Genomic DNA, 22,748 nt, shown 5'->3' with positions numbered 1-22,748 from the left:
CCGACCATCTCGAGGGGAACCATGCCCGAACCGGACGACAGGGATCTGGACGCGCTGCTCCTGATCCGTCACTTCGAACAGACGCTGCTCCGGTTGTTCGCGGAAGGCCGTATCAGCGGCACCACCCACACCTGTCTGGGCCAGGAGTACGTCCCGGTCGCGCTGGCACCGCTGCTGCGCGACGACGACTTCGTCTTCAGCAACCACCGCGGCCACGGCCACTACCTCGCCCTCACCGGCGACGCCGAGGGTCTGCTCGCCGAGGTGATGGGCCGGGCCGGCGCGGTGTGCGGCGGGGTCGGGGGCAGTCAGCACGTGTACACCGGCCGCTTCCTGTCCACCGGCGTGCAGGGCGAGAGCCTGCCGGTGGCGGTCGGCGCCGCCCTGCACCGGCAGGGCACGGGCGCCGTCGCGCTCGCGTTCACCGGGGACGGTACGTGGGGTGAGGGCGCCGTGTACGAGGCGCTGAACATGGCGGGGCTGTGGGAGCTGCCGCTGGTGGTGGTCGTGGAGAACAACGGCATCGCCCAGTCGACCCCCACCGCCCGCGCGCTGTCCGGCACGATCCGGGCCCGGGCGGAGGCGTTCGGCGCGGCGTACCACCATTCGGCGGTGACCGACGCGGCCGGGCTGCGGGCCGAACTGGCGCCGCTGCTGGCCCTGGTGCGCGGGGGCGGCGGGCCGCTGGTGGTGGAGCTGGACACCGTACGGCTCGGTCCGCACAGCAAGGGCGACGACACCCGGCCGGCCGGCGAGGTCGAGGCGATGGCGCGGCGGGACTGGTACGGGCGGTACGCGGCGGAGTTCCCGGAGCGCTTCCGGGCGGCCGACGAGCGGTGGGCGAAGGAGGTACGGCGGCTGGCGGACGAGGTCGCCGCCCGGCCGCCCGCCGACGGCCGGGCGGTGCCCCAGGCCGGGCTGCCCGCCCCGGTGGCCCGGCCCCGGATCGCCGTACCGGAGCGGCCGGAGCGGGTCGTGGAGCATCTGAACCGGGCGCTGCACGCGGTGCTGGAGGCCGACCCCTCGGTGCATGTGCTGGGCGAGGACATCGCCGATCCGTACCCCGGCGCGTTCGCCGTCACGCGGGGGCTGTCGGAGCGCTTCGGCACCGAGCGGGTGCGGTCGACGCCGATCAGCGAGGGCGCGATCGCGGGCGCGGGCGCGGGGCTGGCGCTCAGCGGGAGCAAGGCAGTCGTGGAGATCATGTTCGGTGACTTCGTCACCCTGGCGGTGGATCAGCTGGTCAACTTCGCCGCCAAGTCGGTGACGATGTACGGCCGCCGGGTCCCGCTGCCGCTGGTGGTGCGCTGCCCGGTGGGCGGGCGGCGCGGGTACGGGCCCACGCACAGCCAGAGTCCGCAGAAGCTGCTGGCGGGGGTGCCGGATCTCGCGCTGTACGAGCTGACGCCGTGTCATGACGCCGGTGAGCTGCTGTTCCACGCGCTGGAGTCGGGGACGCCGTCGGTGCTGTTCGAGGACAAGATCCTGTACACGACGCGCCGTTGGACCGGCGGCACGGTGGACGACGTCTTCCGGTACCGGATCACCGCCGAGCCGGACGGCGGCCCCGGCATCGCGGTCGTGGAGCCGGCGGGCGGCGGGGAGCCGGACGCCGTGCTGATCGTCCCGGGGGGTCTGGCGCACCGGGCGGTGGAGGCCGCGCGGGAGCTGCTGCTGGAGGACGAGCTCTGGGTGCGGGTGCTGGTCCCGGCGCGGCTGTGGCCGGTGCCCGGGGAGGAGCTGGCGGCGCTGTGCGGCGGTGCCCCGGCGGTGGTCGTGGCGGAGGACGGTACACCCGGCGCGAGTTGGGGGACCGAGGTGGCGCACGGGCTGCACACCCGGTTGTGGCGCTCGCTGCGCGGGCCGGTGGACGTGCTGTGCGCGGCGGACGGGGTGATACCGGCGGCGCCGGGGCTGGAGGAGGACGTGTTCGTGAGTGCCGGGGACATCCGGCGGGCCGTCGCGGAACGGATGGCGGCCGACCGACAGGAGGCACGGATATGACGGGGACAGGCGCGCACGAGGTGCGGATGCCGAAGCTCAACAACAACGACGCGGCCTACGTGCTCCTCACCTGGTCGGTGCCGGACGGCGGCAAGGCGGTCGCCGGGGAGCCGCTGCTGGAGGCGGAGACCTCCAAGGCGGTCGAGGAGGTGGAGGCCGAGGCGAGCGGCTTCGTCGAGCGGCTGGCCGAGGAGGGGCGGGAGTACCCGCCGGGCGCGCTGCTGGCCCGGGTGCACGCCGACGAGGAGTCCCTGGCCGCGGCCCGCGACCGGGCGCGGGACGCCCCTGCCGCCGCGGCGGCCCCGGCGGGCGACGGGCCGGTGATCACCCGGCCGGCCCGGGAGCTGCTGGACCGGCTGGGCATTCCCGAGGAGCGGGTACGGGAGCTGGGCGTCGCGGTGGTACGGCGGTCGGACGTGGAGCGTCTCGCGCCTCCCGAACCGCAGGCCCCGGTCGCCGACGACGACCCGCCCGGCACCGTGTTCACCCCCCTCACCCGGGTCCAGCGGGCGGTCGCCGAGACGGTCTCGCTCTCGCACCGGACCGTGCCCGACGCGTACACCGCTGTACGGGTCGACCTCACCGAGGCCCTGGCCCGCGCCCGCGAGCTGAGCGCCGAGGCCGGCACCCTCGTCGGCCCGGCGGAGCTGACGGTGGCGGCGCTGGCCGCCCAGCGGGAGCGGCACCCGGCGTGCTTCGCGTCGCTGACCGCCGACGGGAGCGCCGCCCGCGTCGTGCCGGGCGCGCAGGTGGGCGTGACGTTCGACGTGGGCGCCGGGCTGTTCGTACCGGTGGTACGGGACGCCGGCACGGCCTCCCTGGGGGAGGTCTCGCGGACCCTGATGCGCTTCCGCATGGCGGGCCTGCGCGGCAACTTCCGGGCGAGTGAGCTGGAGGGCGCCAACATCACCGTCACCCTGCACACCGAGCCCGGCGTGGTGTTCGCGGTGCCGGTCGTCTTCCCCGGGCAGGCGTGCGCGCTGGCGCTCGCGGCGCCCCAGCCGACCGTGGTGTCCGACGGGACGGGGGGTTTCCGTGAGCGCTCCCTGGTGCACCTGGGGGCCGCGTACGACCACCGGCTGGTCAACGGCTCGCAGATCACGGCGCTGCTGACCGGCGTGCGTGAGCTGCTGGAGGATCCGGTACGGCTGGCGGAGGCCACGGCATGAGCGAGGAACGCCGTGAGCTGGCGCTGCGCCTGCTCGCAGCCCGGCGCCAGTCGGCCGCGCCCGCGGGCGGCGGTCTGCCGCGCGCGCCGCGGGACGGGCGCCCGCTGGTCTGCTCGGCGGAGCAGCGCCGCGTCTGGCTGGCCGAGCTGGTCGCCGGCCCCGGCGCCACCCCGCCCGTGACCCTCGGCCTGGCCGTGGACGGCCCCCTGGACACCGCCCGGCTGACGGCGGCGCTGGCCTCCGTCGTGGGCCGGCACCCCGTCCTGCGCACCCGGTTCGCCGCCCGGGACGACGTGGAGCCGTGGCAGACGCCGCCGGCCGCACCGCCCACGGCGGCGGAGGCCGGGGAGCTGGTCGAGGTCCTGGACCTGGCGCCGTTCCCGGAGGCCGAACGGGAGGATCTGGCGGCCGGGATGGCGGTGGACGCCGCCGGGCAGCCCTTCGACCCGGCGGCCGGTCGGCTGCTGCGGCTCACCGTGCTGCGGCTGGCCCCGGACCGCCACCGGCTGCTGCTGGCGTGCCATCACATCGCGGCGGACGGCCCCTCCATGGCCGTACTCCTGGACCAGCTCGCCACGGCCTACCGCGACGACCCCTCCCCCGCCGCCCCCGAGGCGCCGGACTACGCGGACTACGCCCAGTGGTCGCGCGAGCGGCTGGAGCGGATCCTGCCCGGCCGGCTGGCGTACTGGCGCCATCAGCTCACCGGCGCCCCCGACCGCCTCTCCCCCGCGCTGGCTCCGCCCGCGAGGCGCCCGCGCCCCGGCGGCCGGAGCACCGCCACGGCCACCGCCCGGGTGGACGCGGACACCCTGCGCGCGCTGCGCGAGGCGGGGCCCGGGCCGGCGCCGCTGACCCCGCACGTCGTGCTGCTGACGGCGTTCCTGGTGCTGCTGGCCCGGGCGGCGGGCACCCGGGAGGCGACCGTGGGCGTGGTCTCCGGCGGGCGGCCGCACCCGGAACTGGCGGCCACTGTGGGGTGCTTCACCGATCTGCTGCCGGTACGGGTCAAGCTGCAGGGCGACCCGGACTACCGGACGCTGGCACCCCGGGTACGGGACACACTGGCCGCCGCGCTGGCCAACGCAACGCCGTTCGACCAGATCGTCTCGGCGCTGTCACCGCGCCGGCTGCCGGGCGTGCACCCCGTCTTCCAGGCGCTGTTCATCGAGCGCGAGGACAACGGGCGTGACACGCCGGGCGACTGGGGCGGCGGGCTGACCGTACGGCCGTGGGGGCAGGAGGTCGACGGGACCGCCTACGACCTGACCCTGGCGGCGACCACCGGGGCGGACGGGGCCGAGCTGGTGCTGACGTACCCGCGGGAGCGCTTCTCCGCTGCGGCCGCGGGCGCGTTCGTCTCCGAACTCACCGAACTGCTCGAGCAGTTGGCCGCACAACCCGACGAGCCCGTGGGCAAGTCCGTCACCGCGGAGGCATGGCGGCCCGACCCGTCGGCTGTTCCAAAGGCCCCGGCCGCCCCCGCCCCGGCGCCCGTCCCGGTCGGCGACGGCAGTCTCGTCGCCGAGGTCCGCGCCCTGTGGGCCGACGTCCTCGGCCGGCCGGAGGTCGGAGCGGACGACGATCTGTTCACCCTCGGCGCCGACTCGCTCGCCGTGGTGCGGATCGCGGCCCGTACCCAGGAGCGGTACGGCGTGCCCGTACCGGCCGCCCTCTTCTTCACGACTCCCACTCCGGCCGCGTTCGGCGCGGCACTCGCACAGCTCGTCGAGGAGCACCGCCATGGCTGACGCCGAATATCCGCTGACTCCCGTACAGGAACGGATGTGGTTCCTGCACCGGATCGACCCGGACGACACGTCCGAGAACCTGGCCACCGTCCGCACCCTGCACGGCCCCCTCGACGCGGACGCGCTCGCCCGCGCGCTGCACGCGGTGGCCGGCCGGCACGAGCCGCTGCGCACCTGCTTCGCCGAGTCCGGCGAGGACGGCACGCCCGTGCAGCGGGTCACCGCGCTCGGGCCCGAGCTCGTCCGGCACGAGGTACGGGACCGACAGGAGGCTCTCCGGCTGGCCGGTGAACGCGGCGCGGAACCGTACCGGCTCGAGACGGCGCCGCTGGTGCGGGCCGAGCTGTACCGGGTCGCACAGGACGAGCACGTACTGCTCCTCGGGGCGCACCATCTGGTCTCCGACGGCTGGTCCATCCAGCTGCTGCTGGCCGAACTGGGCCGCTTCTACGCGGACTTCGCCGCCGGGACCACGCCTGACCCGGAGCCTGTGGAGGCCGGATTCGGCGACCACGTGATGTGGCGGCGCTCGCGGCTCGAGGGCCCGGAGGCGGACGGCGCGCTCGCGCACTGGACGGCGGAGCTCGCCGACCCGCCCGGCCCCGGGCTGCCTCCCGGACCGGCGCCGCTCGAGGCCGGCGCCGGCGCGCCGGCCCGGACCCGGGTGGACGCGGCGACCGCGGACGCCGTGGCCGCGCTGGCCCAGGAGCACGGCTGTACGCCGTTCATGGCGTGGCTGGCGCTGTTCCAGCTCCTCGTCGGGCGGCACACCGGGCAGGAGGACGTGATCGTCGGGTCCGCGTTCGCCGGGCGGGAACGCCCCGTCGACGAGGCGCTGGTGGGCTGCTTCACCGCCGTGCTGCCGCTGCGGGCCGATCTGGGCGGGGAGGTGTCGTTCGCCGGGCTGCTGGCGCGGACGCGGCGGACGGTCACCGGGGCACTGACGTATCCGCAGGTGCCGTACGAGCGGCTGCTGAGCGATCTCGGATCGGCGCGGGACCAGGGGCAGCGGCAGCTGTTCCGGCACTGGTTCAACCTGCACACCGAGAGCGCGGCGGACGGCATCGGGGAGTTCGCGCCCGGGCTGCGGATCGGGTCGGTGCCCTCCGACCCGCCGCCGACGCCGTTCGATCTGTCGCTGGACGGGTGGTTCCGGGACGGCGGGCTCGATCTCGTGCTGGTGCGGGATCCGGCGCTGCTCGCCGCCGGGGACGCGCAGGCGCTGCTGGACCGGCTGCCGGTGCTGGCGCGGGCGGCGGTCGCGGAGCCGGACACGCCGGTGGACCGGCTGTCGCTGCTCGGGCCGGACGAGACGGGCGCGCTGCTGTACGAGTCCGGCGGCGAGACGGAGACCGTCGTTGCGGGGCTGCTGCGGCAGGCCGCCGCCACGCCGGACGCGCCGGCGGTGGAGGACGAGGCGGCCGGGGTGGTGCTCTCGTACCGCGAGCTGTGTGCCGCCGCGGGGCGGGTCGCGGAGCTGCTGCGGGCGGCCGGGGCCGTGCCGGGTACGCCCGTCGGTGTGGTGGGCGGGCGGTCGGCGCGGACGCTCACGGGGATCTTCGGCGCGCTGTTCGCGGGCTGCGCCTATCTGCCGCTGGACCCGGAGCATCCGGTGGAGCGGCTGGCGGCGATGGTGCGCCGGGCGGAGGCGACCGCGCTGCTGGTGTCGGGGGACGGGCCGGTGGTGCCCGGCGGTCTGCCCACCGTGGTGATGACGGAGCTGCCCGCGGACGCCGGCGAGGTCCCCGGTGTGCCCGGGGTGCGGCCGGAGGATCCGGCGTACGTCCTGTACACCTCCGGCTCCACCGGCGTGCCCAAGGCGGTCACCGTGCCGCACCGGGCGCTGGCCGTGCGGACCGGGTGGATGCGCCGGGCGTACGGGCTGGGGCCGGGTGAGCGGGTGCTGCAGTTCGCGGCGCTGGGCTTCGACGCGCACGTGGAGGAGATCTTCCCGGCGCTGTGCTCCGGCGCGACGGTGGTGCTGCCGCCCGTGCCGTCCGCCGAGCTGCCGGACTGGCTGGCCGGGGGCCGGATCACCGTGCTGGACCTGCCCACCGCGTACTGGCAGGAGCTGGTCGCGGCCGGCGACACGGTCGTGTGGCCGGCCGGGCTGCGGGTCGTGATCATCGGCGGTGACCAGGTGTACGCGCGGTCCGTCGCCGCCTGGCGGGAGCGGTTCGGCGACGGGGTCGAGCTGTGGAACACGTACGGCCCCACCGAGGCCTGCGTGATCGCCACCGCCGTACGCCTCGGCCCCGCCGACGCCCGCCGCCGTCCCGGCATCGGCCGCCCGGTCGCGGCCACCGGCGCCTACGTACTGGACGCCGGCCGCGGCCCCGTACCGGCGGGTGTGCCGGGCGAGTTGTGGCTGGCCGGTGACGGGCTCGCGGACGGCTACGCGGGCAGCCGGGAGCTCACCGCCGAGCGCTTCACCGGCGATCCGTTCCGCGCGGGCGGGCGGATGTACCGCACCGGTGACCTGGCGCGGCTGCGGGCGGACGGGACGCTGGAGTTCCTGGGCCGCACCGACCGTCAGCTCAAGGTGCGCGGCCACCGCGTCGAGCCGGCCGAGGTGGAGGCCGCGCTGCTGGCCGACGCGGGCGTGGCGGAGGCCGTCGTCGGGCTGTACGACGACGCCGGACGGCAGAGCCTCGCCGCGTGGGTGGTGCCGGCCGCCGGTGCCTCGCTTGCCGGGGAGGAGGTGCGCCGCCGGCTGCGGGGGCTGTTGCCCGGCCATCTGGTGCCCAGCGCCGTGGTCATGCTGGGGCGGCTGCCGCTGACCACGCACGGCAAGGTCGACCGGGCGGCGCTGCCCGCGCCCGGGCCGGCGGCGGACGCGGCGCCCCGGGTGGAGCCACGGACGGACGCGGAGCTGCTGGTCGCGGAGGTGTGGCAGGAGGTGCTGGGCGCCGGGCCGGTCGGGGTGACGGAGGACTTCTTCGCCCTCGGCGGGCATTCGCTGCTCGCGCTGCGGGTGGTGGCCCGGCTGCGGTCCGCGCTCGGCGTGGACGTGCCGGTACGCGCCCTGTTCGACGCGCCCACGGTGGCCGGGGTTGCGGCCGTGGTGGAGGACCTGCTGCTCGCGGACATCGCCGCGCTCAGCGACGACGAGGTACGACGCATGCTCGAGGAAGGGGACCCGGCGGCATGAGTACGTTCACCGATCAGGCACAGCCGGAGCAGGGCCCCGGCGCCCAGGCGGCCGCCGCGCGCGCCGAACTGCTGGCCCGGCGGCTGCGCCGGGTACGCGCCGCCGCCCCCGCGCCCACCGTGCCGAGGCGCCCCCAGGGCAGCGAGCCGCCGCCGTCGTTCGCGCAGGAACGGCTGTGGTTCATGGACCGGTTCGTACCGGACTCCACGGCGTACACGGTGCCGCAGGCCGTCCGGCTGCGCGGCCCGCTGGACCGGGAACGCCTGGAGGACGCCCTGCGGCAGCTGGTTGTCAGGCACGAGAGCCTGCGGATGCGGTTCCCGTCCGACGAGGACGGCCGGCCCCTGGTGGAGGTGACGTCCGACGGCGGCGTCCATCTGGTGCTGCGCGAGGTCCCGGCGGACGACGACCGGGAGGCCACCCTCGCCCGCTGGATCGACGAGGAGATCTCCCGCCCCTTCGACCTGGCCCGCGGCCCGGTGCTGCGGGCCGTGCTGCTGCGGGCGGATGCCAAGGAGCACGTACTGGTCCTCGTCCACCACCACATCGTCTCGGACGGCTGGTCCAGCGAGCTCTTCCTGCGTGAACTCCTCGACCGTTACGCCACCGGGGAGCCCGCCGGGCAGGAGGCCGAACCGGCGGTACGGTACGGGGACTTCGCCGCCTGGCAGCGCGAGCGCTACACCGGCGACGTCCTGCGGGCGGACCTGGACCACTGGCGCGGCCGGCTCACGGGCGTGCGTCCGCTGGACCTGCCGGCGGACTTCCCCCGCCCCGCCGAGCCCACGTTCCGCGGCGCCGGGCAGGGCATCGCGCTGGACGCCGAGCTGTCGCGGGCGGTGCTGGAGCTGGGCGCGGAGCACGGGGCGACGCCGTACATGACGCTGCTGGCGGCGTATCAGGCGCTGCTGGCCCGGATGTCGGGGCAGGACGACTTCGCGGTCGGGTCCACCGTCGCGGGCCGGTTCGTACCGGAACTGGAGCCGCTGGTCGGGCTGTTCGCGAACGTCCTGGCGCTGCGGGCGGATCTGTCGGGGGACCCGGACTTCGGCACGCTGCTGGGCCGGGTGCGGGACGGTTTCCTCGCCGATCTGGCGCATCAGGAGATGCCGTTCGAGCAGGTGGTGGGGGCGCTGGCGCTGCCGCGCGACCCGAGCCGGTCGCCCGTCTTCCAGACGTCGTTCACGCTGCTCAACTACGACCGCGCGGAGGGAGCGGAGCGGCGGGCGGGGCTGGAGATCGAGCACCAGCCGTTCGAGATCCGGGCGACGCGTTTCGATCTGGAGCTGTATCTGCGGCAGACGCCGGACGGGCTGCACGGCTTCTTCACGTACAGCACGGACCTGTTCTCCCGGGAGACCGCCGCCCGGCTGCCGGTGCTGCTGGAGCGGCTGCTGCGCCAGGCGGTGGCCCACCCGGACCGGCCGCTGTCGCGGCTGTCGCTGCTGGACGACGCCGAGCGGACGACCGTCACCCGGACGTGGAACGACGTGCCGCAGGAGGTCCCCGGACCCCACACGCTGCACGGGCTGATCGAGGAGTGGGCGGCCCGTACGCCGGACCGGACGGCGGTGATCGCCGACGGCGGGGATCAGCTGACGTACGGCGAACTCGACCGGCGGGCCGGGGTCCTGGCGGCCCGGCTGCGGCGCGAGGGCGTGGGTCCCGGCACGCTGGTCGGGGTGTGCGCGGAGCGGTCGACGGGGCTGGTCGCGGCGCTGCTCGGGGTGCTGAAGGCGGGCGGCGGGTATCTGCCGCTGGACCCGGAGCATCCGGCGGAACGGCTGGCGCTGCTGCTGGCGGACGCCGCTCCGCCGGTGCTGCTGGCCTCGGACGCCGCGCACTGCCGGCTGCCGGAGCCGCCCGCGGGGACGCTGGTGCTGTCGCTGGACGATCCGGAGCTGTGGCACGGTTTTTCGGAGGCCGAGACGGTCGAGGTGGGGCCGGACGATCCGGCGTACGTGATCTACACGTCGGGCTCCACCGGACAGCCCAAGGGCGTGGTCTGCGGCCACCGGGGCATCCACAACCGGCTCGACTGGATGCAGCGCGCCTACCCCCTGGGCGAGGACGACGCCGTCCTGCAGAAGACGCCGACCGGCTTCGACGTATCGGTGTGGGAGCTGTTCTGGCCGCTGCGCGAGGGCGCGACGCTGGTCATGGCCCGCCCCGGCGGCCACCGCGACGGCGCCTATCTGCGCGACGCGATACGCCGGCACGCGATCACGACCACACACTTCGTACCGTCCATGCTGGCCGTCTTCCTCGCCGAGGACGGCGTCGGGGAGTGCGCCTCGCTGCGCCGCGTCATCTGCAGCGGCGAGGAGTTGCCCGCCGATCTCGCGCGCCGCTTCCTCGACCGGTTCGAGGACTGCGAGCTGCACAATCTGTACGGGCCCACCGAGGCGTCCGTCGACTGCACCGCCTGGCAGTGCACCCGCGAGAACCTGACGGGCGCGCACCGGGTGCCGATCGGCCGGCCCGTACAGAACATGCGGATCCACATCCTCGACCGGCACCGCGAACCCGTGCCCGCCGGACTCCCCGGCGAGATCTACATCGCGGGCCCCGGCGTGGCCCTCGGCTATCTCAACCGCCCGGAGCTCACGGCGGAACGCTTCGTCACCGACCCGTGGGGGCCGCCCGGCGCCCGCATGTACGCCAGCGGCGACCTCGCGCGCCACCGCGCGGACGGTGCGGTGGAGTATCTCGGCCGTACCGACGACCAGGTCAAGCTGCACGGCCTGCGCATCGAACCGGGCGAGATCGAGGCCGCGTTGCGGGGTATGCCGGGCGTGGGCGCGGCGGCGGTGATCGTACGGGAGGACCGGCCCGGGGACCGGCGGCTGGTGGCGTATCCGGTGCCCGACGGCACCGTTGACGCCGTCCAGGCCGACGCCGATCCGGCGGCTCTGCGTGAGGCGCTGCGGCGGGTGCTGCCCGACTGGATGGTGCCCTCGGCGTACGTCGTCCTGGACGCGCTGCCCATCGGGCCCAACGGCAAGCTCGACCGGCGGGCGCTGCCCGCGCCGGTGCTGGGCGCCGGTGGCGGCGGCGGGGCACCCGTCGGGGAGACGGAACAGACGGTGGCGGAGGTGTGGGCGGAGATCCTCGGCATCCCGCTGCCCGAACGGGACGACGACTTCTTCGCCCTCGGCGGCCACTCCCTCCTGGCGATCCGCATCATCACGGCCCTGCGCCGGGCACTGCCCGGGGCCGCCGGGATCACCCTGATGGACCTCTTCCGGCACCCCACGGTCAGCGGCCTCGCGGCCCTGATCGCGACCCCGTCCGACGAACGCGGGCCGGCCCGGGTGCTGCACGAGCTGACCCGCCCGACGGCGCCGGGCCGCACACCGGAGCTGACGGTGATCGCGGTGCCGTACGGCGCGGGCAGCGCGGTGGTGTACCAGCCGCTGGCGGACGCCCTGCCGCCCGGGCACGCGCTGTTCGCGCTGGCGGGCACGGGCGAGGAGATGGGCCGTACCGGCCGCCGGGCCGCGCTGCCGGAGCTGGTGGAGGCGGCGGTGGCGGAGATCCAGGAGCGGGTGACGGGACCGCTGGTGGTGTACGGCCACTGCGGTGTGGGCGGCGCCCTGGCCGTGGCCCTGGGGCTGGCGCTGCAGGCGGCCGGGCGGCCGGCGGAGGCGGTGTACACGGGCGCGATCTTCCCGTTCGCCCGGCCGCGCGGGCCCGTCGTACGGGCGATGGACGCCATGGAGCGGTTCACCAGCGACAGGCGCTACCGCAACTGGCTGACGTCGCTGGGTCTTGGCCTGGACGAGGTCGACCCCGAGCAGGCGCGCCGGATGGTGCGGGACATGCGGGAGGACACGCGGGACGCGGAGGACTTCTTCACCGCGCTGATGGCGCAGCGGGTGGAGCCGCTGACGGCGCCGGTGATCTCGGTGGTCGGCGAGCGGGACGACATGACGCTGTACTCCGAGGAGCGGTTCCGGGAGTGGCACTTCGTGGCCCGGAAGACGGCGCTGGTCGTGCTGGACGAGGCGGGGCACTACTTCCTCAAGTACCGTGCGGCGGAGCTGGCGGATATCGTCACGGGGGTTCATACGGCGGTGGCGGCGGATACTCCGCTGGAGGAGTCGTCGTGGCGGCTGGCCGATGTCTCCGCCGATGTTGCTGGGGTACCCGAGCGTCGCGGTCGCCGTGACGGGAGGCCGCCGGAGCCCTCGATGCGCCGGTTCCTGGCGATGGCGGCGGGGCAGTTGGTGTCCCTGGCGGGTACGGCGATGACGGAGTTCGCGCTGCCGCTGTGGGTGTTCCTCGGCAGCTCGTCCCTGATCCAGCTCGGCCTGCTGTCCTCGCTGGCGCTCGTACCGGGCCTGCTGACGGCCCCCCTTGCCGGCGCGGTCGCCGACCGCTACAGCCGGCGCCGGGTCATCATGACGGCGGACGCCGCCGCGCTGCTGATCCAGGGGGTGATGCTGATCCTGCTGCTGGCGGGGCATCTCACGACGGGGGCGCTGTATCCGCTGATGACGCTGCTGTCGGTGGCGCTGGCGTTCCAGCGCATCGCGTGGGGCGCGGCGGTGCCGCAGCTCGCGCCGAAGCACTTCCTGGGGCATGCCAACGGCCTCGTGCAGGCGGGCTCGGGTGTCGTGCAGTTCGCGGTGCCGCTGCTGGCCACGCTCGCGCTGACGACGGTGGGGCTGAAGGGCATCCTCGTCGCGGACGTGTGCAGTTACGCCGTCGCGATCACGGTCACCGTGTGTCTGCGCTTCCCGGCCACGCTGGGCTGGCGGCGGCGGGAGTCGATGGGCGAGGAGATCCGGGCGGGGTTCCGGCTGGCGATGAGCACGCCGGGGTTCCGGGCGATGCTGCTGTTCTTCGCGGTGACGAACCTGCTGCTGGGCCCGCTGTTCATCTTCTTCCAGCCCCTGGTCCTGGGCTTCGCGGAGTTGGCCGACGTGGCCCGGGTGTCGCTGGCCGGCGGCCTCGGCCTGGCGGTCGGCGGGCTGCTGATGGCGATCTGGGGCGGCCCGAAGGAACGCCGGATGCGGGGCGTACTGCTGTCGTTCCTCGCCCTGGCGGCGTGCTGCGCACTGACGGGCCTGCGCCCGTCGGTGGCGCTGGTGTCGGTGGCGGTGTTCGGGATGTTCCTGGGCCTGACGGTGATGAACACGATCTACTCGACGATCATCCAGGTGAAGATCCCCGCCCGCTTCCACGGCCGGGTCTTCGCGGTGAACACCGTCTTCGCCTGGTGCACGATGCCGGTCGGCTTCCTCCTCCTGGGCCCCGGCGCGGTGGCCCTGCTCCAGCCGGCGATGGAACCGGGCGGGGCGCTGGCCGGCTCGGTGGGCGAGGTGCTGGGCACGGGGGCGGGCCGCGGCCTGGGCCTGATGTACGTGCTGTTCGGCCTCGCCCTCGCGGCGACGGTGGCCTTCGCGGCCCGCATCCCGGCGCTGTCCCGCTTCGACGCCGAGGTCCCGGACGCGCGCCCGGACGACCTGGTGGGGCTGCAGTCGCTGCGGGCCCGCCGGCCGGCGGAGGCGGGGGTCTGAGCGCAACGTGGTCGGGAGCCGGTGGCCGGCTCCCGACCGGGCCGCCCAGGTCTCAACGTCCGGTCTGCGCGAACAGCTCCCGCGCCGCGGCCACCACCGCGTCCGGCCGCTCCTCGTGCACGTAGTGCCCGCAACCGGGCACCACCTCGACCCGCAGCCCCGGCGCGTACTCCGGCGCCGGGGTCAGCACGCCGGGCGGGAGCATGAAGTCCGCGGCGCCGCCGAGGATCACCGTCGGCGTGCTGAGCCGCAGCCGGTGGTAGCGGCCCAGCGCCAGCCGGGCGATGTCCCGCAGCGCGAACGCCCGGTGCAGCGCCTCACCCGCCCGCGCCCGGCCCGGCTCCCGCGCACCGTCGACGAACTGGGCCAGCGCCACCGGCTCCCACACCTCCTCGCCCACCACGCCCTTGCGCAGCAGCCGGCGGGTGAAGCCCGGCCACCGGCGCAGCACCCACCGTCCGAGCAGCGGCTGCTCCAGCAGCGCCGTGTACCAGAAGCGCCAGGACTGCGGGAGCAGCCGCCGGTGCAGTGGCCACGGGTGCATCATGTTCAGCGCCAGATAGTGCGTGAACCGCTCCGGTGCCGCGACGCACGCGTGAAATCCGGTCCACGCCCCCCAGTCGTGGCCGATCAGCCGTACCCGGTCCAGGCCCAGCACGTCGAGCAGCGCGAGCACGTCCGCGACGCGGCTGTCGGTGTCGTAGCCCTTCGCGGGCGCCTCGGACCAGCCGAAGCCGCGGAGATCCGGGCAGATGAGCCGGTACTCCGCCGCCAGGCGCGGCATGATCCGCCGCCAGGCGTACCAGTCCTGCGGGAAGCCGTGCAGCAGCAGTACGGGCTCCCCGGCACCCGCCTCCGCGACGTGCAGCCGCACCCCCCGCACCTCTACGGTGCTGTGCCGCACGCCCTCGAGCTGCGGCAACTGCCGTGTCGTACCAGTGGTCATCTCCGCCATCTCCCCTTGCGCAGTGCGAGACCTCATGGTGATAGAGCGCCCCGAAGGGCTCCGCACTCCCTCGGTACGCGGAGATTTTCCGAGGCGGCGCGGCTCTGCGGTCTTGGCCTAACCTGTGCGGGTGAGGACGTGACCTTTCGGCAGGCCGCAGGGTCGGGGGGAGCTGGTGAAGATGGACACTGCCCGGGACCGGAGCTGGCCGGTGGCCGAGCTCGATCCGGTACGCCAGCTCAAGGTCCTCGCCGCCGCGCAGAAGCAGCCCCTCTACGCCGAGCGGCACTTCGCCGTACCGGCCGCGGACCTGTGGGCGGTGGTCTCCGACCTGGAGGGCGAACTTCCCCGCATCGTGCCGGCGCTGCGCAGCTTCACCGTCGAGGAGCGCGACGGTGAGCGGCTGCGTGCGCGGGCGGTGAGCCGGATCGGGCACCGGGAGCTGTTCGACGTGGTGCTGCGTGAGAACTGGTGCGTGATGCAGAGCAAGGTCCTGGTCAGCGGGATGGCGGCGGCACCGGAGGAGGACGGCGCGCGGTTCGCGTTCTTCACCGGCCTGCGCATCCCCGGCGGCGGACCGGCGGGCCGGCTGACGCGGCTGCTGCGGCCGGGCCGCGGCGAGCGGCTGCTGGACGGACTGCAGGCGCGGCTGGACGCGCGCTGACCCTGCCTCCTACTCCCACGCCGTACGAAACGACCTCCGCGCCCGGAACAACCGCGACCGCACCGTGCCCACGGGCAGGCCCAGCAACTCGGCGACCTCCTGCTCGCTGAGCCCGTCGACATGCCGCAGCACCAGCACCGCCCGGTGCTCGGGCGTCAGCCGCCGCAGCGTGTCGGCGATGTCGGTGCCCAACTGCAGATCCTCGTACGCGGGAAGATCCTCCAGCTCAGCCGGTACGGTCCCCTGCCGCCGCTTGGCGACCTTCACCGCCTCACGCGCCGCGATCGCCCGCACCCAGCCGAACAGGGCTTGCGGGGTGGACAGCTGACGGATGTTACGAAAGACGGCGATCAACGCCTCCTGCGCGGCGTCGGCGGCGTCCTGCAGGGCGATGGGCCCGCAGATCCGCCCCACATAGGGCGTCAGCAACCCCACGAGCTCATCCATGGCCATCGCATCCCCGCGCTGGGCTCCCCGCACAACACGAGCGATCTCCTCCGGATCCCAGCCGGCCCCCTGCTTTTCGCCGCCCGGTCCGGCCACTACTCGGTCACCCGCCCCCTCGGCGAAGCCACTTCGCAGACACGGCCCGCACCTCGCGTCACCCTAACACCGCGTCGCAGACCGTCCCTTTGCCGATACGCGGCGGGCGTCCATGCACAACCCCCTCGGCCCGATCTCGGCCGGAGTCCAACTCCCGCTCACGATCGCCGTGCACGGCCACCAGGCGACTACGCGCTATCCCCCAAAAGCGGCCGGTACTTGCTGGCTCCGTCCCTTGACCATCACCGCATATACAGGTGAGTCATCGTGCGATTTCGACGTGTCGACTTTTCGGTAGCCCCAGCTTTCGTAAAGGCGCACGACCTTGATGTTCGCGCTCTCCACCTGCAAAGACACCAGACCCGCATCCACGGGCGCGATCAGAGCATCGTGGATCTTCCTGGCCCGGCCGGTGCCCCGCCATTTCGGCAGGACCATGAGCTCGGACAGCGCGAACACGGGGCCACGGACATCACGCGGCCGGTCACTCCCCGTCCACCAGCCACCGGGCGCCAGCACGGAGCCGTACGCGTACCCGACCGGACTGCCGCTCTCCCAACCGGACAGGCACCTCCAGTCCTTCCGGGACGACCAGCAATCCAAAAAGTACGTGAATCGCTCCCGCGAGTGAAACGGGTCCGGATTATTGGCGTACACCTCGTCGTGGACGTCCAACAGCAGCGAACGCACGTCCTGCGAGTCGGCATGAACGTGTCGCTTCAGGTCCATTGGTGAGACTCCTCTGCACCCCAGGTCTCGGTTCACTCACACCCATCACGCACAGTAATCGACTCGGTCACACTCGCCACGATGGCTGTAAGTGTGGTCCCCGAGAAGACCGTCGTGACAGGTCTCGCAGTCGGGAAACCCCTCTGGGGGAGAGCCGCCATAGTCCTTCTGCGATGGCCCTCGTGGTTCTGGTGGCCGTGACCGTTCCGAGTGGCAGTATCGGCGGCATGAGGATTCTGGCCATGGGCGGCACCTGGTTCCTGGGCAAGAACATCGTCGAGGAGGCACTGCAGCGCGGCTGGGACGTAACGGCGTTCAATCGGGGCCGGTCCGGGCAGGACGTGCGGGGAGTGCGGACAGTCCGGGGCGACCGTACGGAGACCCCGGACCTGAACCGACTGGCAGCCCAGGGGCCCTGGGACGCAGTGATCGACACGTCGAGCTCCGAACTCCCGCCACGTGATGTACGACTGGCCGCACACGCCCTTCGAGACGCGGCATCCCGGTGGGTACATGTGTCCACCGTCTCGGTGTACGCGGGCTGGCCGCACAGGACGCTGACCGAGGCATCCGAGGTGCTCGAGTGCCCGTCGGACGCGGACCGATCCTTCGGATACACCGGCGAGGACGGGTCGCCCACCAAGTACGGGTTCCAAAAGGCCGGAGGTGAGCGAGCGGTCGCCGAGGCATTCGGCGGCCGGGCAGTGTTTCTGCGGCCGGGGGTCATCCTCGGGCCCGGGGAGTACGTGGGCAGGCTTCCGTGGTGGCTGAACCGTGTCCGGCGGGGTGGCCGGCTGCTGGCGCCCTCACCGGCCCGCCGCGTGATCCAGCCGGTCGACGTCCGCGATGTCGCGACCTTCGCCCTGGACCAAGCGGCGGCGGGGACCGGCGGCGCGTACAACGTGGCTCATCCCGAGGGCACGTCGTTCCAGGACTTCCTCCTCGCCTGCATTGCCGTCACGGAATCGGACGGCCGACCGGTTTGGGTCGAACCCGAAGCTCTCGTCGACCACGGAGTTCGGCAGTGGACGGAACTGCCTCTGTGGCGAACCCACGCCGGTGTGTGGTCGGTGGATTCCGGCAAGGCGGTGGCCGCAGGGCTGCGCTGCCGTCCGCTGACCGAAACCATCGCGAACACCTGGGCCTGGCTGCAGGCCGATGGGCACCCGGTGGACCATCCCCGTCGGGCGGAACACGGACTCGCGGCCGACAAGGAGGCCAGGATCCTCGCAGCCCTGGCCTCCGCGGCCTGAGGCGATTCACCCGTCCAGCGCGGCCACGGTGCCTGCACCCATTCCGAGCTGGTGCTGCGCGGCAAGACGACTGAAGTGTTCCAGCCGCTCCGCCGTTTCCTCGGCCAGCGGCGCTCGTCGGAACCGCTCGCCCGCCAGCGCCCTGCGCACCCGCGCGGTACGGGTCAGCAAACCGGTGGCGCGCTGTTCCCCGGGCACGGCCCAGACGTGTTCCAGCGCTTCGGCGGCACCGTCCAGATCGTCTCTCAGCAACCGGGAGGCAGCCAGATCCGCAGCCGCTCCGCCCACGACCCGAGCGGACTGCTGAGCCTCGGGCCTGTTGGTCACCAGGTCGAGTGCGGTGCGGGCGGCAGCTTCGGCCTGCTCGCCGTCGCCGAGCAGCAGACAGGTGGAGGCATTGGACATGGCAAGCCGTTCGTCGGGGAAGCCGAACTCACCGCCCACGGCGTCGTGCAGATGGTCGATATGCCCTGGTCCCTCCCGGCGGGAGGCGTCAAGGGCCTGCTGCGCCGAAGCGGTGTCACCTCGGTGTCCGTGCGCACGTGCCTCGATCGCGGCCAGCCGCCGGTGCGCGATGTCTCCGAGGCCGGAGAGCATCCGCGCACGCTGGGCAATCTGCACAGCCTCCGCGGGCCGATCCGAGAAGTAGGCGATGTATGCCAGAACTCCACCGGCAAAGCCTCGCAACGGCGTGTAGCGGGTGGTCTCGCCGTACAGATCGGCAGCCCGCGCGAGACGAGTGGCACCATCGAGCGACCCGAGGTCGAACGCCGCGGCGGACAGCAGCGCGCAGGCCTGACCGGCGATGACCAGTAAGTCCTGCTGCTGAACGGGAACCTGGGTGCGATCGCGGTGCTGCTCCGCTTCCTCCCTCAGTCTGCGAGCGCACTGAAGAACCTCGAATGCCGAGAAGGAGTGGTAATCGCGGGCGAGTACTCCGACGACGTCCCGGAGCTGGTCGAGCGTTGTGTCGGAGATGGACGCGGAGGCGGCAGCCCCTGCCTCGCTTGAAGCGTCGCGTGCGGTCATATCGATCTCGTCCTTCAGGTTGAACGCTGGTGCGGATGATTCAGGAGAGGGAGGCGCCCGAAACAGAGCTGCGGCGCCGACACCGAACATCTCCTCCAGCACTCGGCATGCATCCGGACTCGGCAGGGTTCGGATCGCACCCGAGGTCCATCGGCGGAACTGCGCCTCGGAGATCGTCGGATTTGCCGTGCCCTTTCCGACGATCCGCTCGGCCGTGCGGGTGAAGTGGCCGACGAAATCGCCGTAGCGCCAATGCCGCTGGGCCACCAATGCCTTGAGCAACGTCCTGGGGAAATCGTCCATCGCCGGGCCCCTCTCGACCGATGAAGGCCATGGTTCGGGTGCCATCGGCTCGTCCTGCGGCTCCCTCGTACAAAGAAGAACGTCCCGACCCGCGGGACGGCAACGGTCCCAGCGCAGATGACACTTCGACGCTACCTGCGTGCCATGCCCTCACCCGAAAGAGCAGCAGACGCTACCCACTGGGCCATGGCGATGACATCCCCTCCGGATCGACGCTGTCGCCGTCACCAAGCACGGGTGCCGTATCCGACAACAGACCAGACGTCGCAACTGCACCGGCTGGACACGTTCATCTCTCCCGAGGAGCATCATCGTGACGACGGAAAGCCCCCCGTCAGCCATCCATGACGGGCTGACAGAGGCTGAAGACGCTCGAGGCACATCAACAGCCCCTCAGGCTGCCGCCGCCGGCCGCGTCCTGAGGGCGATCGCCGTCCCGCTGGATTCCGACGCGACGGCACCGATGCGGGCCCGCAGGGCTGCGCGCGGCACCCTGAAGTCCTGGGGTCTCGGCGTGGTGGCCGACGACATGGTCGTCATCGTGTCGGAGCTCGTCACCAACGCGGTGCAGCACGGTACGGGCCCCATCGTGATAGTCCTGCGGCAATGTGACGACACCCTCCTCGTCAAAGTCGCCGACGCCTCTCCTCACCTCCCGGAATTCCGATCCCCGACCGCCGAAGACCAAACCGGCCGTGGGCTGTCGCTGGTCCAGGCGCTGTCCGACGACTGGGGATGCCGTACGCGAGGAGGGCATCGGGGCAAGTGGGTCTGGAGCAGTCGCGCACTTGACCCTGATCACCCCGGTCCCTGCGCGGGCGGAGGGTAATCCACTGATTCCGCAGAGACCTTGATGCTGAACCCAACGGGCAGTGGGGATAGCCGGAGACGGAGACCGGCCTCCCGATGTCCGTCGTGTGGAAGGAGACCACCGATGACCGACGCGGCATTCGAGCGGAGTCGCATGGCCGCGCTGCTCACGAGTCGCGGCGTCTTGAAGTCGCCCTGGTTGCGCACAGCCCTGGAGGCCGTCCCCCGGGAACAGTTCCTCCGTCCCGGCGTCTTCCTCGACGAGGGGCGGAACTGGCGGCCCGTAACCGCGCTCGGCACCGATCCGGAGGAGTGGCTGAGGATCGCGTACGACCTCGACACCCTCACCACCCAGCTCGACGGCCGCCTCACCGCCGACCGGGCCGGCGAACCCGTTACGGGCGTGCCCACCTCGTCCTCCACCGACCCGACCACCGTCGTCGGAATGATCGAGGCCCTGGACCTCACGGCGGAACACCACGTCCTGGAGATCGGCACCGGCACCGGCTACTCCACGGCCCTGATGTGCCACTACCTCGGCGAGGACAACGTCACCACCGTCGAGGTCGACCCCCAGGTGGCGGCCCGCGCCGATGCCGCCCTGGAGGCCATCGGCTTCTCGACGTGGACCGTCACGGGCGACGGGCTTCTCGGCCATCCGCCCCGGGCGCCGTACGACCGGATCATCGCCACCTGCGCGGTCCGTCGCATTCCGTACACCTGGGTCCGGCAGACACAACCCGGTGGCATCATTCTCGGCACGGTCGGCTCCTGGCCCTGGGGCACCGGTCTCGCCAAGGTCACCGTCGGCGATGACGGCACGGCCGAGGGTGCGATCGTCGGACGCTCGTCCTTCATGCAGGCACGAGCCCAGGCGGTAACGCCCGTGGCGGGCGATCTCTCCGCCCGGACCGCCTACGCGGACAGCGAGCGGACCGCGGTGGTGTCCCCTCTCGCTCTGGGGGAGTGGATGCCCGCGTTCCTCGCACAACTCGCCGTACCCGGCGCACAGTTCGTACGGGCTGCCCGGGCCGACGGCTCACCCCTGCAGTACCTGTTCGATCCGGAGCGGGAGTCGTTCGCCGAGTTCATCACGGAGGGCGAGAGCTGGACTGTCCGCCAGGGTGGCCCCGTGGCGCTCTGGGACGATGTCGAGCACGCCCTCGTCGCCTGGCAGGACGCCGGCTCCCCGGATATCGATGCTGTTCGGCTCCGCGTGACCAAGGCGTCACACCTGTACTGGATCGACGGGATCCCGTCGCTGCGCTGGGAACACCAGCTCGCCTGAATCACGAAGTAGGACGTGGAATGACCAACCTCTTCTACCGCGATCCGGCACTCTACGACGCGGTCCAGTCCGACAGCACCGGCGCCAAAATGTGTCGGGCACTGATCGAGCGGCACCAGCCGGACGCCCGGACCCTGGTCGATTTCGGCTGCGGCACCGGCCGCGACCTGGAGATCCTTGCCGAGCGTTTCAGGTGCACCGGCGTGGACCTCCAGCCCGGCATGGTCGACTACGCCCGCCGAAGCCGACCCGGGCTGGATATCCGCAGCGGCGACATGCGCTCCGTACGACTCGGCAGACGCATGGACGTGGTGACCTGTCTCGGCAACAGCCTCGCCTACGTGCACGACAACGACGGCGTCGGGCAGGCCTTCGCCACGTTCGCCGCCCATGCCCGGCCGGGAGCGCTGCTCGTGCTGTGCACCCCCGTCGCCCCGATCACCCGGGCCGAGCCGGTCACCGCCACGGTCGACACCCCGGTGGGTTCCGCGACCGTCACCATCCAGTACACCTGGGACCTGCGGACCCAGATCAACACCATGCACCGGCACTGGGTGCTCTCCTCTGGCGATGAGGCCCGAGACGAGATCCGCAGGCGCGTCCTCTTCCCTCAGGAACTCGAACGCTACGCGGAGTGTGCCGGCTTCGAGGTCCTGGCAATGGGCGACGGCGCTGGGACAGAGCTCACCGGCCCCACTGCATACACGGTCGCCCGCTCCGTTCGGCGATAGCTGCACGCCGTCAACCGTCTCGCCCCGTCGGCACGCGGGGCGAGACGGCGTACACGGCATGGCTCTACCGCCCTGACCCGCGGGCGCAGCCGTCAAGCCTCGCCCGGCCCGTACAGAGCCGCGATCTCCTTCGATCCCGGCCAGCCGCTGAACGCCGGGGACTGGGGCCAGCCCTCCGGGACGTCCTGCCATTCCTCCTGGCGGCCGTACGGGAGGAGGTCGATCAGGGGGAAGGTGTGCGTGAGCTGTTCCGTGCCTCGGCCGTTCGTGTGCCAGGTGCGGTAGACCGTGTCGCCGTCGCGGAGGAAGACGTTGACCGCGTAGCCGTCCTCCGGAGGGGCGCCCACATCGGTGCCGAAGGGGCTGTTCGCCGTGGAGTACCACGTCATCTTGTTGCCTACGCGGTGCTTGTACGGGAGGGCCTCGTCGATCGGGCCCTGCGTCACGATCACGAAGCGGGCGTCGTAGTGGTCCAGGAACTCCAGCCGTGTGAACTGCGAGGTGAATCCCGTGCAGCCGGCGCACTGCCATTCCTTGCCGGGGAACCACATGTGGTTGTAGACGATCAGCTGCTTCTTGCCCTCGAAGACGTCCGCCAGCCGGACGGGGCCGTCCTCGCCCTCGAGGGTGTAGTCCGGCATCGCCACCATCGGCAGGCGGCGGCGCTGCGCGGCGATGGCGTCGAGCTCGCGGGTCGCGGCCTTCTCGCGTACCCGCAGGGCGTCGAGTTCGCGCTGCCAGGTGTCCGTGTCGACGACGGGCGGAAGTGCGTTGGCGCTCATGGTCCCTCACTGATCCGGTGGGCGGTTTTCCGGTACGAAGGGGTTGACCCGGCCCGGCAGCGAAAGTAAT

The 22,748-nt window shown here is 72.9% G+C and carries 15 protein-coding genes; 10 read left to right on the top strand and 5 right to left on the bottom strand.

Translation table 11 applies throughout. The features are described from left to right. The first annotated feature begins 21 nt into the window (after positions 1-21). Genes SRB5_RS04305 through SRB5_RS04285 form a run of 5 tightly spaced genes read left to right on the top strand, consistent with a single transcriptional unit; the run spans position 22 to position 13,600 of the window. Positions 22-2,004 carry an alpha-ketoacid dehydrogenase subunit alpha/beta gene (locus SRB5_RS04305; RefSeq protein WP_153450083.1) on the top strand — a complete coding sequence of 661 codons (1,983 nt, stop codon included), beginning with the start codon at positions 22-24 and terminating at the stop codon, positions 2,002-2,004. Next, the gene (locus SRB5_RS04300) at positions 2,001-3,173 is read left to right on the top strand and encodes a 2-oxo acid dehydrogenase subunit E2 (RefSeq protein ID WP_153450082.1); all 1,173 of its coding nucleotides are present in this window, start codon (positions 2,001-2,003) and stop codon (positions 3,171-3,173) included. Before SRB5_RS04305 ends, SRB5_RS04300 begins: the two co-directional genes overlap by 4 nt. After that, a complete protein-coding gene (locus SRB5_RS04295; RefSeq protein ID WP_153450081.1) occupies positions 3,170-4,924 on the top strand; it encodes a condensation domain-containing protein in 1,755 nt (584 codons plus the stop codon). Before SRB5_RS04300 ends, SRB5_RS04295 begins: the two co-directional genes overlap by 4 nt. Next, complete coding sequence (locus SRB5_RS04290) at positions 4,917-8,075, top strand: non-ribosomal peptide synthetase (RefSeq protein WP_153450080.1); 3,159 nt, start codon at positions 4,917-4,919, stop codon at positions 8,073-8,075. The genes SRB5_RS04295 and SRB5_RS04290 overlap by 8 nt, the downstream gene beginning before the upstream one ends. Further along, complete coding sequence (locus tag SRB5_RS04285; protein ID WP_153450079.1) at positions 8,072-13,600, top strand: non-ribosomal peptide synthetase/MFS transporter; 5,529 nt, start codon at positions 8,072-8,074, stop codon at positions 13,598-13,600. Before SRB5_RS04290 ends, SRB5_RS04285 begins: the two co-directional genes overlap by 4 nt. A gap of 52 nt (positions 13,601-13,652) precedes the next feature. On the opposite strand, the gene SRB5_RS04280 is transcribed toward SRB5_RS04285, so the two are convergent. Then, positions 13,653-14,546: an alpha/beta fold hydrolase gene (locus SRB5_RS04280; protein WP_194292822.1), complete on the bottom strand. Its 894-nt coding sequence runs from the start codon at positions 14,544-14,546 to the stop codon at positions 13,653-13,655. Between the two features lie 181 nt (positions 14,547-14,727). On the opposite strand from SRB5_RS04280, the gene SRB5_RS04275 reads away from it, so the two are divergent. Next, complete coding sequence (locus SRB5_RS04275; RefSeq protein WP_153450077.1) at positions 14,728-15,210, top strand: SRPBCC family protein; 483 nt, start codon at positions 14,728-14,730, stop codon at positions 15,208-15,210. 9 nt (positions 15,211-15,219) lie between these two features. Here the strand turns inward: SRB5_RS04275 and SRB5_RS04270 are convergent, their stop codons facing one another. Both SRB5_RS04270 and SRB5_RS04265 read right to left on the bottom strand, forming a co-directional pair. Continuing rightward, complete coding sequence (locus tag SRB5_RS04270) at positions 15,220-15,657, bottom strand: RNA polymerase sigma factor (protein ID WP_228389775.1); 438 nt, start codon at positions 15,655-15,657, stop codon at positions 15,220-15,222. Positions 15,658-15,948: 291 nt separating this feature from the next. Then, positions 15,949-16,482, bottom strand: a complete 534-nt coding sequence (locus SRB5_RS04265; protein WP_153450075.1) for a GNAT family N-acetyltransferase — start codon at positions 16,480-16,482, stop codon at positions 15,949-15,951. Between the two features lie 242 nt (positions 16,483-16,724). Between SRB5_RS04265 and SRB5_RS04260 the strand changes: the two genes are divergently transcribed. After that, the gene (locus SRB5_RS04260) at positions 16,725-17,735 is read left to right on the top strand and encodes an NAD-dependent epimerase/dehydratase family protein (protein WP_153450387.1); all 1,011 of its coding nucleotides are present in this window, start codon (positions 16,725-16,727) and stop codon (positions 17,733-17,735) included. A gap of 6 nt (positions 17,736-17,741) precedes the next feature. On the opposite strand, the gene SRB5_RS04255 is transcribed toward SRB5_RS04260, so the two are convergent. After that, a complete protein-coding gene (locus tag SRB5_RS04255) occupies positions 17,742-19,067 on the bottom strand; it encodes a tetratricopeptide repeat protein (RefSeq protein WP_153450074.1) in 1,326 nt (441 codons plus the stop codon). A 313-nt stretch (positions 19,068-19,380) separates the two neighbouring features. Here SRB5_RS04255 and SRB5_RS04250 point away from each other — a divergent pair, with 313 nt between their 5' ends. The 3 genes from SRB5_RS04250 to SRB5_RS04240 all read left to right on the top strand — a co-directional run bounded on the left by SRB5_RS04250 (position 19,381) and on the right by SRB5_RS04240 (position 21,896). Next, a complete protein-coding gene (locus SRB5_RS04250; RefSeq protein ID WP_153450073.1) occupies positions 19,381-19,896 on the top strand; it encodes an ATP-binding protein in 516 nt (171 codons plus the stop codon). Positions 19,897-20,001: 105 nt separating this feature from the next. Next, the gene (gene tgmC / locus SRB5_RS04245; protein ID WP_153450072.1) at positions 20,002-21,165 is read left to right on the top strand and encodes an ATP-grasp peptide maturase system methyltransferase; all 1,164 of its coding nucleotides are present in this window, start codon (positions 20,002-20,004) and stop codon (positions 21,163-21,165) included. A 20-nt stretch (positions 21,166-21,185) separates the two neighbouring features. Further along, on the top strand, positions 21,186-21,896 hold the full coding sequence (locus SRB5_RS04240; protein WP_153450071.1) for a class I SAM-dependent methyltransferase: 711 nt from the start codon (positions 21,186-21,188) through the stop codon (positions 21,894-21,896). A 92-nt stretch (positions 21,897-21,988) separates the two neighbouring features. On the opposite strand, the gene SRB5_RS04235 is transcribed toward SRB5_RS04240, so the two are convergent. Then, positions 21,989-22,678, bottom strand: coding sequence for a DUF899 domain-containing protein (locus tag SRB5_RS04235; protein ID WP_153450070.1), 690 nt, complete (start codon positions 22,676-22,678; stop codon positions 21,989-21,991). Positions 22,679-22,748: the final 70 nt, after the last annotated feature.

It is taken from the genome of Streptomyces smaragdinus (assembly GCF_009604385.1).
In the GTDB taxonomy this organism is placed as follows: Bacteria; Actinomycetota; Actinomycetes; order Streptomycetales; family Streptomycetaceae; genus Streptomyces; species Streptomyces smaragdinus.
Note: the sequence above shows the minus strand (reverse complement) of the source record. Positions and strands in the feature narration are given on the sequence as shown.

Excerpts from the sequence above, each read along its gene's own strand:
- SRB5_RS04300 (WP_153450082.1), top strand. The coding sequence starts at position 2,001 with ATGACGGGGACAGGCGCGCACGAGGTGCGGATGCCGAAGCTCAACAAC.
- SRB5_RS04280 (WP_194292822.1), bottom strand. The coding sequence starts at position 14,546 with ATGACCACTGGTACGACACGGCAGTTGCCGCAGCTCGAGGGCGTGCGG.
- SRB5_RS04235 (WP_153450070.1), bottom strand. The coding sequence starts at position 22,678 with ATGAGCGCCAACGCACTTCCGCCCGTCGTCGACACGGACACCTGGCAG.
- SRB5_RS04255 (WP_153450074.1), bottom strand. The coding sequence starts at position 19,067 with ATGGACGATTTCCCCAGGACGTTGCTCAAGGCATTGGTGGCCCAGCGG.
- SRB5_RS04305 (WP_153450083.1), top strand. The coding sequence starts at position 22 with ATGCCCGAACCGGACGACAGGGATCTGGACGCGCTGCTCCTGATCCGT.
- SRB5_RS04260 (WP_153450387.1), top strand. The coding sequence starts at position 16,725 with ATGGGCGGCACCTGGTTCCTGGGCAAGAACATCGTCGAGGAGGCACTG.
- SRB5_RS04240 (WP_153450071.1), top strand. The coding sequence starts at position 21,186 with ATGACCAACCTCTTCTACCGCGATCCGGCACTCTACGACGCGGTCCAG.
- SRB5_RS04285 (WP_153450079.1), top strand. The coding sequence starts at position 8,072 with ATGAGTACGTTCACCGATCAGGCACAGCCGGAGCAGGGCCCCGGCGCC.
- SRB5_RS04290 (WP_153450080.1), top strand. The coding sequence starts at position 4,917 with ATGGCTGACGCCGAATATCCGCTGACTCCCGTACAGGAACGGATGTGG.
- SRB5_RS04270 (WP_228389775.1), bottom strand. The coding sequence starts at position 15,657 with ATGGATGAGCTCGTGGGGTTGCTGACGCCCTATGTGGGGCGGATCTGC.
- tgmC (WP_153450072.1), top strand. The coding sequence starts at position 20,002 with ATGACCGACGCGGCATTCGAGCGGAGTCGCATGGCCGCGCTGCTCACG.
- SRB5_RS04295 (WP_153450081.1), top strand. The coding sequence starts at position 3,170 with ATGAGCGAGGAACGCCGTGAGCTGGCGCTGCGCCTGCTCGCAGCCCGG.
- SRB5_RS04275 (WP_153450077.1), top strand. The coding sequence starts at position 14,728 with ATGGACACTGCCCGGGACCGGAGCTGGCCGGTGGCCGAGCTCGATCCG.
- SRB5_RS04265 (WP_153450075.1), bottom strand. The coding sequence starts at position 16,482 with ATGGACCTGAAGCGACACGTTCATGCCGACTCGCAGGACGTGCGTTCG.